Source organism: Bradyrhizobium sp. Leo78 (genome assembly GCF_059512425.1).
The window spans coordinates 1-12,174 of the sequence record NZ_JCAMOT010000034.1 but is presented as its reverse complement, the minus strand read 5'-3'; the positions used below and the strand labels follow the sequence as shown (position 1 = coordinate 12,174).

Annotated in this window: 17 protein-coding genes, 1 tRNA gene and 1 pseudogene; 17 read left to right on the top strand and 2 right to left on the bottom strand. The window is 59.0% G+C overall.

Annotation, left to right across the window (positions count from 1 at the left end):
* Positions 1-109 precede the first annotated feature (109 nt).
* Positions 110-445, bottom strand: a complete 336-nt coding sequence (locus AC5ZG1_RS32030) for an integrase arm-type DNA-binding domain-containing protein (protein ID WP_496135192.1) — start codon at positions 443-445, stop codon at positions 110-112.
* A 280-nt stretch (positions 446-725) separates the two neighbouring features.
* Here AC5ZG1_RS32030 and AC5ZG1_RS32025 point away from each other — a divergent pair, with 280 nt between their 5' ends.
* From AC5ZG1_RS32025 to AC5ZG1_RS31950, 16 genes and pseudogenes are all read left to right on the top strand, one after another.
* On the top strand, positions 726-1,394 hold the full coding sequence (locus AC5ZG1_RS32025; RefSeq protein WP_496135191.1) for a hypothetical protein: 669 nt from the start codon (positions 726-728) through the stop codon (positions 1,392-1,394).
* A gap of 67 nt (positions 1,395-1,461) precedes the next feature.
* Positions 1,462-1,584 (top strand): hypothetical protein, encoded by a 123-nt coding sequence (locus AC5ZG1_RS32020; protein ID WP_496135190.1) that lies wholly within the window; start codon positions 1,462-1,464, stop codon positions 1,582-1,584.
* A gap of 1 nt (position 1,585) precedes the next feature.
* Positions 1,586-1,858: a hypothetical protein gene (locus tag AC5ZG1_RS32015; RefSeq protein ID WP_496135189.1), complete on the top strand. Its 273-nt coding sequence runs from the start codon at positions 1,586-1,588 to the stop codon at positions 1,856-1,858.
* Positions 1,855-2,025 carry a hypothetical protein gene (locus AC5ZG1_RS32010; RefSeq protein WP_496135188.1) on the top strand — a complete coding sequence of 57 codons (171 nt, stop codon included), beginning with the start codon at positions 1,855-1,857 and terminating at the stop codon, positions 2,023-2,025. Before AC5ZG1_RS32015 ends, AC5ZG1_RS32010 begins: the two co-directional genes overlap by 4 nt.
* 414 nt (positions 2,026-2,439) lie before the next feature.
* A complete protein-coding gene (locus AC5ZG1_RS32005; RefSeq protein ID WP_496135187.1) occupies positions 2,440-3,351 on the top strand; it encodes a PD-(D/E)XK nuclease family protein in 912 nt (303 codons plus the stop codon).
* Positions 3,348-3,581 (top strand): hypothetical protein, encoded by a 234-nt coding sequence (locus AC5ZG1_RS32000; protein WP_496135186.1) that lies wholly within the window; start codon positions 3,348-3,350, stop codon positions 3,579-3,581. The genes AC5ZG1_RS32005 and AC5ZG1_RS32000 overlap by 4 nt, the downstream gene beginning before the upstream one ends.
* Positions 3,582-3,636: 55 nt before the next feature.
* On the top strand, positions 3,637-4,566 hold the full coding sequence (locus AC5ZG1_RS31995) for a hypothetical protein (RefSeq protein WP_496135185.1): 930 nt from the start codon (positions 3,637-3,639) through the stop codon (positions 4,564-4,566).
* A 169-nt stretch (positions 4,567-4,735) separates the two neighbouring features.
* Entirely contained in the window at positions 4,736-5,059 is a 324-nt protein-coding gene (locus AC5ZG1_RS31990) for a hypothetical protein (RefSeq protein WP_496135184.1), read from the top strand.
* Positions 5,047-5,250 (top strand): annotated as a pseudogene (locus AC5ZG1_RS31985) (DUF2493 domain-containing protein); the annotation flags it as partial. The gene AC5ZG1_RS31990 and the pseudogene AC5ZG1_RS31985, both read left to right, overlap by 13 nt.
* Positions 5,251-5,408: 158 nt before the next feature.
* Entirely contained in the window at positions 5,409-6,224 is an 816-nt protein-coding gene (locus AC5ZG1_RS31980) for a hypothetical protein (protein WP_496135183.1), read from the top strand.
* Positions 6,221-8,215 carry a hypothetical protein gene (locus AC5ZG1_RS31975; protein ID WP_496135182.1) on the top strand — a complete coding sequence of 665 codons (1,995 nt, stop codon included), beginning with the start codon at positions 6,221-6,223 and terminating at the stop codon, positions 8,213-8,215. Before AC5ZG1_RS31980 ends, AC5ZG1_RS31975 begins: the two co-directional genes overlap by 4 nt.
* The gene (locus tag AC5ZG1_RS31970; protein WP_496135181.1) at positions 8,215-8,649 is read left to right on the top strand and encodes a hypothetical protein; all 435 of its coding nucleotides are present in this window, start codon (positions 8,215-8,217) and stop codon (positions 8,647-8,649) included. Before AC5ZG1_RS31975 ends, AC5ZG1_RS31970 begins: the two co-directional genes overlap by 1 nt.
* 158 nt (positions 8,650-8,807) lie before the next feature.
* Positions 8,808-9,353 carry a helix-turn-helix domain-containing protein gene (locus AC5ZG1_RS31965; RefSeq protein WP_496135180.1) on the top strand — a complete coding sequence of 182 codons (546 nt, stop codon included), beginning with the start codon at positions 8,808-8,810 and terminating at the stop codon, positions 9,351-9,353.
* A 2-nt stretch (positions 9,354-9,355) separates the two neighbouring features.
* Positions 9,356-9,877, top strand: a complete 522-nt coding sequence (locus AC5ZG1_RS31960) for a MazG-like family protein (RefSeq protein WP_496135179.1) — start codon at positions 9,356-9,358, stop codon at positions 9,875-9,877.
* Positions 9,874-10,170: a hypothetical protein gene (locus AC5ZG1_RS31955; protein ID WP_496135178.1), complete on the top strand. Its 297-nt coding sequence runs from the start codon at positions 9,874-9,876 to the stop codon at positions 10,168-10,170. The genes AC5ZG1_RS31960 and AC5ZG1_RS31955 overlap by 4 nt, the downstream gene beginning before the upstream one ends.
* Positions 10,154-11,470, top strand: coding sequence for a hypothetical protein (locus AC5ZG1_RS31950; protein ID WP_496135177.1), 1,317 nt, complete (start codon positions 10,154-10,156; stop codon positions 11,468-11,470). Before AC5ZG1_RS31955 ends, AC5ZG1_RS31950 begins: the two co-directional genes overlap by 17 nt.
* Before the next feature lie 78 nt (positions 11,471-11,548).
* Here the strand turns inward: AC5ZG1_RS31950 and AC5ZG1_RS31945 are convergent.
* Positions 11,549-11,626 (bottom strand) — tRNA-Pro (locus AC5ZG1_RS31945).
* A 256-nt stretch (positions 11,627-11,882) separates the two neighbouring features.
* On the opposite strand from AC5ZG1_RS31945, the gene AC5ZG1_RS31940 reads away from it, so the two are divergent.
* Entirely contained in the window at positions 11,883-12,101 is a 219-nt protein-coding gene (locus tag AC5ZG1_RS31940) for a DUF6894 family protein (RefSeq protein WP_130232029.1), read from the top strand.
* The last annotated feature ends 73 nt before the right edge of the window (positions 12,102-12,174 follow it).

Below are 12,174 nucleotides of genomic sequence, written 5' to 3'. Positions count from 1 at the left end.
GTCAACAATAATGCAAAAGGCGCAACGAGGGCGCCGAGTAAGTCTAGGTCTTGTATCTCACAGCAGGCGGGCGCGTGCCGCACACGCAATCCTTAGTGCTCGCGTTTGTTCATTTCGAAGGTCGCCAGGCGACACCGTCGCGCTGCAGTTCGCGGATCAAGCGACGCCGAGCGCCTTCCTGCGGATCGATTCCGTTCAGCGCGAGCTTCCGGACTGTCTTGGTCAACTCGCGCGCCTCTGCTAACGACATATGCTCGGGGTCGTTCTTCGGCGCAGTCAACTCGCCGAGCTTCATGTCATATCGACCTTCACCATAGGTGTAGTTCGCTGACATAGTCACGCGACCGTTCGTCGAGATGATGAACTTGAGACCGAACACCATGTCGTCGTTTAGACGGAGGCGTTCGGGCAGGCGCCCGGATTTCACGTCGTTCGCGAAATTCAAAAGCGACTTCTCTGTAAATTTTGAAGGCTCGTCTGGAAGTAGCGGTTTCCGTCTGGCCATTGATATATGCACCCTGTTGTGAATTAGCGACCGGGAAAGTACGGGCAAGAAACAGCACATGTCAAGCAATTTAATGTTGACAGTCAACGAATCATGATGTGCCGAATCGAAAGGTGACGGTCAGCCAATAAAATTCGGCTCACTTATGTATTTTATGTTGACAGTCCGAATTGCATCGGTATCGTGTGCGCCGTTGCAACCAACTAGGGGTTACCCACAAATGACAATGACTGTGACGTTCAAACGCCCATCGATCCAAGTGGCGTTTGAAGTCGGCTCGCTCGAAGAACTGGCCGGCTATATCGGAGAGAAGGGCACCGAACTTTCGCGCATCTTCGGCGATGACATGGAAATGGTCGTCAAGACCGTGGCCGGCGACACGGCTATTTCCACGGGCACCGTCGCGACGGGCGAGGGTGACACCACGGAAGCGGACAAGCCGAAGGGCAAGCGCGGACCGAAGCCCAAGAACACCGCTCCCATTGTTGCCGAAGCGCCGGCGCCGATCGCGATCCCGCCCGCTGCCGCTCCGCCGACTGTTCCGGCTCCCGAACTGGTCGGGCAGGTGCAGCAGGCCGCCACGACCGGCGACATTCCGGACTTCCTCAAGAACCAGGCAGCGCCGTCCGCACCTGCACCAGCGGCTCCGCCTCCGCCACCCCCGCCACCGGCTCCCGCAGTGCCGCCGTCCGGCATCCTGGCGGGCAAGGTGATCGGCGCGCTCGACGCGCGTGCGACCGACGATGCAAACAAGAAAGTGCTCGCTGATTGGCTGGCTGCTTACAAGGTCGTCAACGCCGGGTCGACCTACGACGAATGCGTCGCGGCGATCCGTCTGCTGCGTGATGACCAGTTAGGCCAGGTGGCCACGGCGCTGGCGGTCTCGTAGCGCGCGGGGAAGGGACGGGGACCGTCGCGAATGGGCGCGGCGGTCGAGGCAGGGAAGGGCAGGGACGATGGAAAGCACACTAGCAAACATGCTCGATCCGAACTGGTGGACGGTCTCGCGAATGATCGTCGCGTTCGTGATCGTACTCGCGGGCGTGGCGGCGACCCGTTCAGTGCTGAAGGACGACTAGGATGTTCACAACGGTAGTCGCGGTGATGTGTCATCTGGTCACGTCCGAAGTCACCATCGCGCCGGACCGCGACTGCACGGCGGAGGAAGCGAGGGTCGAAGAAATCGTTACGTCCAGCGATCTCGACGACACGGTTACGTTTCAGGGATGCATGATCGGCCAGGCGAATGTCGCCGACTGGAAATTTCACCATCCGATCTACGCGAAGTCGGGATGGCGCATCGGTCGCATCAAGTGCGTACCCGGTCACTACGAAATCAGAGGACAGGCATGAACGCATACCTGCAAATCCTCCTGGCGATCGTGCTTGCGGCCTTGGCGATTGTGGCCAGTTGGTTTCTTTTCCGATGGTTCGTAGCGTTGCCCTTGGATGTCGTGATCGCCGCCGTGGCGTTCTATTACATCATGGACAATGACAGGCTTGGAGGGGTGAACGCATGAGCCCGTGGCCAACAAGCGTCGGCGTCTCGCCGAGATCGTCGCAGCCTTACTACGCGAAAGACTGGCCCGAGCAGCGCGAGCGCATAAAGCGCAGCGAGCGCAATTGGAAGCGGTTTGTGTGGAGCATGCGCGCGGCGTGGTACGGCGTCGTTGTGGTGCTCATTGTTGCCATACGGAGTTTCTGAGATGACCATCCACACCGATCCGAACGCAGCTCACGCCGTCTATTCGCCGAGTTCGAGTCACGTGTGGGCCAGCGAAGGCGGCTGCACGGCTGCGCCAGAAGCAGTTGCCGCGGTAAATCGCGTGATCGTACCGGAGGAAGGCAAAGAAGCAGCCAAGGGTACGGCGGCGCACTCCGAGTTCGAGCGATGCATCGGTCCGCTCAATGGCGAATTCGTCGACCCCGCAACGATGCCGATCAAGCCTGTTGACCCAGATCATCCGTCGGCGATCGGTGTGGCGAGGGCGATTGCATTCATTCGCCAGCTTCCGCCAGGGCGCATTTGGGTTGAGCAGCGCGTGGCGCTCACGCCGCAGATTTGGGGCAGGGCGGATTTCCAGCACTGGCACGCCGAGAGCGGCACGTTCACCACGTTCGATTTGAAAGACGGTTTCATCGGTGTTGACGCCGACGCCCCGCAACTTCGCATCTACGACGCGGCGGGGATGTTCACCTACAATTTGCCGGTGAAGTGGTTCCGCAACGCCATCGGGCAGGAAAATGATTTCCGGCCGGTCCCGCGCATCAAGCAGCACATTGAATCGGCCGAGTCGGTTCACGCATGGGCCAGCAAGATCGCGCTTATTCCTGCGCAAGAGAAGCGGTTCGTTCTCGGCGAGCATTGTGCATATTGCCCGCTGTTCGGCATCTGCGACGCCAGCAAGGACATCCTGGCGAACGTCGGCGCGCTCGTGAACGGGCTGATGCGACCGGAGGACGTGACGCCGGAACAGCGCGTTTTGTTCAAGGCGTGTGAGAAGCCGATTTCCGACGCCTTTAAGAAGGCGGACAAGGTGTGGCTCAAGGAAGCCCTGGCGAAGGGTGCTCCCGAGGGTCTTGGGGTGTTCACATCGCAAAAGCATCGCGCTTGGTCGGATCTGAAAAAGGCTCGCGCCTTGGTGATCGAGCGGCTCGGCGTCGATGCGCTCGACCTCCCCACGCCGGCGCAGGCGATCGAGCGCGGTATTCCGGAAGATGTCGTGAACGAGATTGCGCCGCGTCCCGAAGGCGGACCGGTGCTCGGGTTTGCGTCGGATAAAAGGAAGCCGTGGGCACCGAAGACCGCGCAGGAAATGTTCGCGGGCGTGGTGGTGCCGAAATGAGAACCGCACACCCCGCCATCGCTCAACTTTTCCATGAGATGCAAGCGCGCCGTTTGACCGCTCGCGCCGTTTCCGTGCGGGCGGGCGTGACCGATCGATCCATGCGCAAATGGAAAGCCGGCGCATCAGCCAGGATGGCAGACGTCGAGGCGGTTTTGAACGCGATGGGTCTTCGTTTGACGATTGCGCCGATTTCCACGAATGAGTTGTTGACAGTCAACGAAACATAGATATTCTCTCGCTCGATACGTCACGCCTCACATCGTTTTCAACTAGGAGTCCACGATGAACGCCCCCGTCACCACGAAGATCAAGAACCAGCGCAGCCAGAGCGCAAACAGCCCGAGCGAAGTCCGTACCGCTTATCCGTATTTCCACGAAAAGCGCACGAAGAATGCCGCCGGCGTTCCTTTCACCAAAAAGGACGGCACACCGAACCCGCGGCACAGCGGAACGTTTATGTTTCCGAAGCTTCACGCCGATCCGTATCAGTGTCCGAATTACATGTTCCTGTGGGGACTGGCTGTCGAAGCGGCGCAGAAGATGTGGCCGCAGAATGTCGACCAGTCGGGCCAGTGGGTGTGGCCGGCGGGCGCGCTCTTTGCCGTCAAGGACGGCGACGTGCCGTTCGTGTCGAAGCCGAAGCCCGGTCAGCCTGTGCCGTCACCAGAGGAAATCGCGAAGAAGAACGCTTGGCGCAAGGGATATTGGATCGTCGAGGCTGAGCACTTTTTGGATCCGGGTCCGAGTATTGCGAAGATTGTCAACGGTCAGATTCAACCATTGCCGGCTAAGGTCATCAACGGAATCGAGCAGTACAAATCGGGCGATTGGGGTTACCCCAATATCCATGCTTGGGCGTATCAAAACGAAACTTTCGGCGTGAACTTCGGATTCGACGGATTCCTGTTCACTCGCGAAGGTGAGCGGATCGGAAACAATTCCGGTCCCCGCTCGGCGGCGCAGATGTTCGCAGGTGTGGCCGGGACGGCCCCGCAGGCGGCCACTGCAGCGCCGGGCGGAATGCCGCCGCTACCAGGTGCGGCTCCGCAAGCGCCGCAGCAGACTTACACTCCGCCGTCACCCGCCGCCCCGCCCGCACCGCCTGCGCCCACAATTCCCACCGTGGCCGCTCCGCCCGTTGCGCCGCCGCTTCCCGGTGCGCCGCCCGTGCCGCAGGCACCGGCAGGGCTTCCGCCGATTCCGGGTCGGTAAGAGTTACGGCGGCGCGGGCTTCTAGTTCGGCGTACCCGCGCTGCCGACCTAATCCGCTCGCTCCCCCAGACGAGACGGTAGCCGCAAACTGAACCCACCCCGTTCCGTTGTTGAACCTGGCCCAAGGGAGCCAGGGCGGCGAAATCCCGACTTATTTGGAGCAGTCACCATGGCAAAGCATCAGTGCCCGAACAGGTTTCAGGGCGAAGGCGCAAACGGTGGCTGCTATTTCGAAATCGAACCTGGCTGCACCGATGAGGGAAAGGTGCATCTCGATGTGGGCTGGTCCTGCGTCATTGTCCATCGCGGCGAGATCCCGGTGACGTGGCTGTCGGAGGTGATCGCGATTGCCAGTGGTCACAAGGGTGGCATTGCCGGCTTTCTCGCTGAACATAATTACGGCGGCGGCTATGCGCTGCAGTGTGATCCGCCTGTCGCGCCGATGCCGCCGGCGCCTGCAAATAGCCCGCTGCCGGAGGGATGGCGGAAGTGACCCCCCACCGAGTCCTTGTCTGCGGCGGTCGCAACTATAGCGACGCAGCGCGCCTGTTCGCCGTGCTCGACCATTACCAGCGAGAGACGGGCGGTTTTGCATGCGTCATTCAGGGCGCGGCACGTGGCGCGGACACACTCGCTGCGGAATGGGCTGACGCTCGCGGTGTGCTCGTTTTGCCATTTCCGGCCGATTGGGAACAAGGGCGCGCGGCAGGACCAAGGCGAAACGCACGCATGATTGCGGAAGGAAAGCCGACGCTTGTCATCGCTTTCCCCGGCGGCGACGGTACGGCCGACATGATGCGCCAGGCGAGGCGAGCCGGCGTCCCGGTGTTGGAGATACCGGCGTGACGATGCTTGCCGAATTGCTGCCATGTCCTGTGCCGTTGTCGTCGATTGCGACTAGGGTTTGCACTAGGTGCAAGACTGAGAAACCGTTATGCGAATTCGGCGAGAACAAGCGAAGTCGTAACGGGAAAACACCGAATTGCAAAGAATGTCGCAATGCGCAAATGCGCGAGCATCGAGTCGCACTGAAGAACGGCAAAAAGCCGCGCATATATGCGCCATTCGATCCGAACGCCACAACCAAATTTTGCAAGAAATGCGATACAGAGAAAGACCTATCTGAATTCTACGACAATCCTGATCGGCGAGGTGGAAAGGCGCCTTATTGCAAGGATTGCACTAATAAATACATGAGGAATCGATACTATAGCGATCCTTCCGTTAAACAAAAAATCCGAGCACGTCTCGTCGTTCGGAAGAAAGACCCGACGTTCGTTGCGAAGTTGAAGAAAAACGGACGGAAGCATTATTCCAGTATCGAAGGACGCGCTCGATCAATGTTGAGGAGTGCACTTCGATCCTCGGATGGGTGCTCTCTGACACTTGAGTGGATCATTGCTCGGATTGAAATCGGCCATTGTCCTGTGACCGGAATCATCTTTGATCTGAGCTACGATCATCAGATGGCGACCGGTCGCGTCAAGAATCCCTATTCGCCATCGCTCGATCGAATCAATCCGAAAGGCCCTTATTCTCCCGAGAACACGCGCGTCGTGATCTGGCAATACAATATGATGAAGGGCGAACTGACGGATGACGAAGTCGCCGAGATTTGCCGTCGTGTCTTGATGCGAAGAATGGCGACCGCGGCATGACGATCGATGTCGAAAAAGCAGTTATTTGGGACGTGGAAACGCTACCAAACTGTTTTACGTTGAGCGCTACCGGCCTGCGTGAGGATTGGGAAGCTACTTTCGAAATCTCAGAATATCGCGATGATCGCCAGTTTCTGTTCGCCTGGTTCGAGCATTGGCGAGCGAACCAAATCCCCCTCATCGGCTACAACACTCTCGAATTCGATTATCCAGTCATTCATTTCCTATGGCAAAACCCTGGTGCCACGTTCGACGACATTTTTTGGAAAGCGCAAGAGCAGATCAACGATCATACGATTTTCAAGACCGTGCGTCCGTCGGAATGTTTCGCACCTCAGATTGATCTTCTGAAGCTGTGGCACTTCGATAATCCCAATAAGCGGACGAGCCTCAAGGCGTTGCAGTTTGCCATGCGATCGGAAACGGTGTTGGAAATGCCGCTGCCGTTCGACCAACCGATCGCGGCGGCAGACATCGACCGTGTCCTCGTGCCATACAACTTGCATGATATTCGTGAGACCAAGCGTTTCGCGCTGATCTCGCTCGATGCGATCAAGTTTCGCATCGAGTTGATGGACATGCTGGAAGGTGACGTTCTCAACTGGAACGACACAAAGATCGGCGCGCAGATCGTCGAACAACGGTTAGGGCGTGAGGTCTGCTACACCTGGGAAAATGGATACCGGCAGAAGCGGCAGACCAAGCGCAGCCAGATTCGTCTCAACGACATCATCTTTCCATTCATCCGGTTCACGCACCCGGAGTTCAATCGCGTCCTGTCCTGGTTGCGCCAACAGGTGATCACTGAGGACGAAGTTACCGGGAAGCTCAAGACGAAGGGCGTTTTCCATGGTGTGACAGCGCAGGCCGGCGGCATCGAATTCGTGTTCGGTGTTGGCGGCATTCATGGATCCGTTTCGGCGCAACGGTTCGTCGCCGACGATGAATGGGCTATTGTCGACATTGACGTCTCGGGTATGTACCCGGCCAACATGATCGCGAACAAACTCTATCCGGAGCACCTTGGCGAGCGCTTCGTGTTCGAGTTTTCGCAGATTCCGATTGAGCGATCGAAGTATAAGAAGGGAACGCCGCGAAACAAGGCGTTCAAACTCGGCGGAAATGGGACATTTGGCAACACCAACAACCCTCATTCGATCTTCTACGACCCTCAGGTGACCATGGCGACGACCGTGAACGGACAACTCGTCATCTGTATGCTCGCAGAATGGCTGCTCACGGTCCCGTCGGTTTCAATCATTCAAGGGAACACGGACGGCATCACCTATCGCGTGCGTCGCGATCAGCTCGAACGAACGCGTGAGATTCGCAAGGCGTGGGAAGCCTACACGCGATTGGCACTAGAGGAAGTGCTTTACAGCCGCATGTTCATCCGCGACGTAAATTCGTATGTCAGCGAGACCACCGCGGGGAAGCTGAAACGCAAAGGAGCGTATTGGTATCCGGTCGAGTTTCCCAACGACATCACAGAAGAAGCGGCTTGGCACAAGGATTTTTCGAACATCGTTTCGACGATGGCCGCTGTCGAGCACATGGTCAACGGAACACCGATTGAGAAGTTCATCTACGATTGCGACGATCCATTTTTGTTCATGATGCGAGCGAAGTGTGATCGATCGGCAAAGCTGTTCATTGGAGAAAAAGAGGTCCAGCGCATCACCAGATATTACGTCGCCAGGGAAGGCGGACCGCTGCGCAAGGTGATGCGCCCGAAGGGCAAACCGGGCACCTACAAGCGTAAGCAGAAGATATCCGACTACGAGTACCATTCGATCCTGCAAACGTTGCCGCCGGACACGTGGGATGAGCGGATCCACATGAAGAACAAGGCCAAGTATCCGGAGAGCACGGAAACGAGCTTGCAATCTGGCTGGCTTGTCGCGGACTGCAGCGAAGCAAATCGATTCGACTGGAACAATGTCTGCTACGAATTCTACATCAAGGAAGCTGAAAAGCTGGTAATCTCCTGATGCCCGTCATTGAGGAATTTCACGTCCAAAGGGCATACGTACTTTGGCTAACCGGCAACCCCGACAAAGACGGTCGCCCGCGCGTGCAACCTGCCTTGGCGCCAGGCGTCGAGTTCTGGCACACGCCGAATGGCGGCACACGCAACGCGATCGAAGGCAAGCGCCTGAAAGAAATGGGCGTGTGGGCCGGAGTTCACGATATTTTCCACCTGCGTCCGACGAACTTCCCCGGCTTTGGTGTATTCGGTCTTTTGTTCGGCATGGAATGGAAAAAGCCGGGCGGACCGCAGCCGCCGGAACGTCAGCTCTCAGCAGCGCAACAAGCTGCACACCCGCGTCTCATGCGTGCCGGGATGGCCGCGTCGATCGTCGTCGACAACCTCGCAGACGCCAAAGAGTGGGCAATTCTGCACCACCTCGCAATTCGCGTTTAAAAAGAATGTTGACAGGCCACATTGTATAAACGATAGTTACCGGGACGCAAACAAGCACAGGACCGCAACGAATGTCCCGTCCCGCTCTCCATTCCACAACCGACATCGTTACCGTGTTCGCGCGGCAGGGTATCGCGCTTGCCACGATCGCCAGGGCAATGGCGCTGCCGATTGATCGCGTGCGCAGCATGTGCAAGCGGGCGCGCGAGGATGGCGAACTTGCCATGGTCCCGCCGGACAATCCGGACGATCCGCGTCACGCCTTGGTGGCGGAGGTGACCAATCTCCGCGCGCAGCTCGACGACGCGCAGGAAGAAATCCGCGCCTTGGTGGATCGCAAGGAAACGGTCGCCGAAGCGATCATGGGCGTGGCCGGCCTGACGCGTGCGGAAGCCAAGGTGCTGACCGCGATTGCGCGAGGCAGGGCGACCAAATCACACATTTACCATGCGCTCTACGGCGGCGACACCGAAGGTCGAGAGCCGAAAATCGTCGATGTGCTTGTGTGCAAGGTCCGAAAGAAGCTCAAGTCGCACGACATCGAGATCGGGACGATTTGGGGCACCGGCTACAGCATGAGCGAGGAAAGCCGGGCGAAGCTGGCGCACCTGGCCGGGCTCGCGACGCTCGACACGGTCAAGGTGCCGCGACTGGACTCGCCCGGTGTGGCGCCGACGTTGGAAGAAATGCGGGGAGTGGCTTAGCGATGTGCTGGTGCACTCCCAACATCAAAACGCCGTGGTGCGGCAAGCCCGGCTGCGAGCGCCCGGCGCCGCATGTGGAGGTTTACGGCACCCTCCGCGTCGCCAACATTCACCGCGACAAGGAATGGTCGGCCGGCGCCACCCTCGATCCATCGTTCCGCGGCGTCGAACTGGCCGGCGAGGTGGGCGAAGCCTGCAACGTGGTCAAAAAGCTGGAACGCGAACGGCTCGGGCTCAAGGGCTCGCGCGACACGGTTGAGCACCTGGCGGAGGAATTGGCCGACGTCGTGATATGCGTCGATCTGCTCGCGATGCACTACGGCATCAATCTCGAACAGGCTGTGGCGCGCAAGTTCAACGCGACGTCGGAAAAGGTCGGGCTCAAGACGCGGCTGGTGGTGCCGAATACAGGAACGGCCACGGCGGACAAGGCGGATATTTGCGCCGCCGGCTATCCGATTACTTCGGAGCGCTGCGAGATTTGCGGCGCGACCGATGACGATCTGTGCGGGCGGCTACCGTGACCATCCCCCTCTATCCCTCCGAGTCCGAAATTGCCATGCTCGTGCTCGGCGCCTCGCGCGCCAAGCAGTGGCCGGCGATTGCCAAATTCCTTGAGGACAAAGAGGGGTTGCCGCGTATCGACAAGCAAATGGGCGGCCGTTTCTGGCCGGCTGTTGACGCCTATTTCCGCCAGCGTCACAATGCGAAGCCTGTTGCGAGCAGCGTCCCGGCCGCACCGGTACCGCGCGCGTCACATATTACGATCGTCCCAACACCGGACATCAAGAGATCTCGACATGGCGAGAAAGCATAAGCCGATTGTCGTCAACGGCGCTCTCGTCGAAATCCCAGCAACTGCACAAGGTTTCAGGATCATCGCCCGTGACAGTGGCGAACGGCAAGCCTATTGGTATGCTTCCGACACGGCAGTAAGTCGCGGTTACGCGCCAAAGACGGTCCGCCTGCACGGCAATCTCGACAGCCAGCCGGACGTCGAAAAAATGTTCGCCATGTGCGCGTCATATCGCCAGGAAGAATTGCTTTGGCTGGAAAACGGCGGGAAGCGAAATCTTCAGTTTACCGGATCGGTTCGGTCGCTGTTTTCGCTTTGGCAACTCGACCCCGCGTCAACTTTCCACGAAAACCGCCTGAGCACTCAAGAACTCTACATCAACCAGGCAAAGCCATTGATCGAGATCGCCGGCGATCGCCAAATATCGGCGCTGAAAGGAACGGATCTTCGGGAGTATTTCCGCGATCTGTGGGCACCCGTCGCCGAAGGCAAACCGCGGCGCGAACGGCGCGCCTTCGGTGCCATGGACATGCTGCGAGACGCTGTCCGCTACGGCTGCGAAGCCGGGTTACAGGACTGCATCGCCTTCGCCCCCATTCTCCAAGGGATGAAATTCCGGGTCGATCGCAGCGAAACCGTCGTGGCCATGCCCAAAAAGAAAAAGGTGGCGATGGAGTTCGAGCATGCCGAAGCGATCGTGAAGAAGGCGAAGGAAATCGGATCCCGACGGGCGCGAGCCGTTGCGCTCGGCGTCGCAGCGCAGTTCGAGTTTACCCTGCGACAAATCGACGTGATCGGCTATTTTATGCCGCGCGACCGGGTGGCGATCGAGCCAGGCATGATCCCGGTCGGAAAGAAGGTCTGGCGACCAGGATTGAGGTTCGAGGACATCGCCGGCGGGGTGCTCGATCTGAGCACGACGAAGAACCAGACGGACGCCGTGTTCGACGTCACCGCCTATCCGCTTTTCCAGTTGGCGCTTTCCATGGTGCCCGAGAGCGAGCGGGCCGGCCCACTGGTCGCTGTGACGCCCGGCGAGCCAGTCCGGCGCCGCTTCTATGCGGAAATCTATCGGGAGGTGGCCGACGCCGCCGGCGTGCCTGAGACCGTCTGGAACGCCCGCGCCAGGCACGGCGGCATCACGGAAGGGCAGAGCGCCGGCGCGGACATCGTGGACGTCTCCAAGCACGCGCAGCATGTTGACGTGGCGACCACCGTCCGTAACTACGTCGTGCCGAATATCGAGACGAGCCGGCGCGTGGCCAAGGCCAGAGTCGCCAAGCGGAACGCCGCGAAAACAGGAACAGACGGCGAAAATTGATTCCTTACAGAATTCCTTACAAATTGCTTACGGCGTTTCGAGGTGTTCCGCTAAGTAACTGTAATTGCTTTAAAAGTTTGGTCGGAGCGAAAGGATTTGAACCTTCGACCCCTAGTCTCCCAGACTAGTGCGCTAACCGGGCTGCGCCACGCTCCGATGCCGTTCCATTAGCTGCGATCAGGGCTTCGCGCAAGGCGCGATCGGATTGAACTCGCCAAGTCCAGTCCTGCCCCCGCGATACGCCCTCAATCTTAGCCGCGAGCGCCAGCTTTTGGAACGCTACCGCAAAAACCGACCCGACGAAGCCGGTCAGCCCAGATTGAGGCAGATCAAGCTGAAGTTCCCGTCGGCGCCATAGCGTGGAGGAGCCTTTCGCCACCCGCCTGCGCCACCAGATCAGAGGCAAACGAACGTGCAGACCTTCTATTTCGACCGGAAAGACGGTGTTCCGATCCGCGACCGGATCGGGAAGCAGTTTTCATCGGATGCCGAAGCCATCGAATACAGCAAGATCCTCGCCGCACATTTCCGCAAAGAGGCTCCCACCGAACCGGACCTTGCGATCGTGGTCGTCAGCGAGTCAGGGCGCGAGATCCATCGCGAGCCGGTGCATCCGGCGGGGGCCTCCTAGGCTGTGTGGACTCTTGGGATTCTCAAATCAGACGGAACGTGATTCAAGGCTTTCTTTTAGGAGGAAGCCTTGG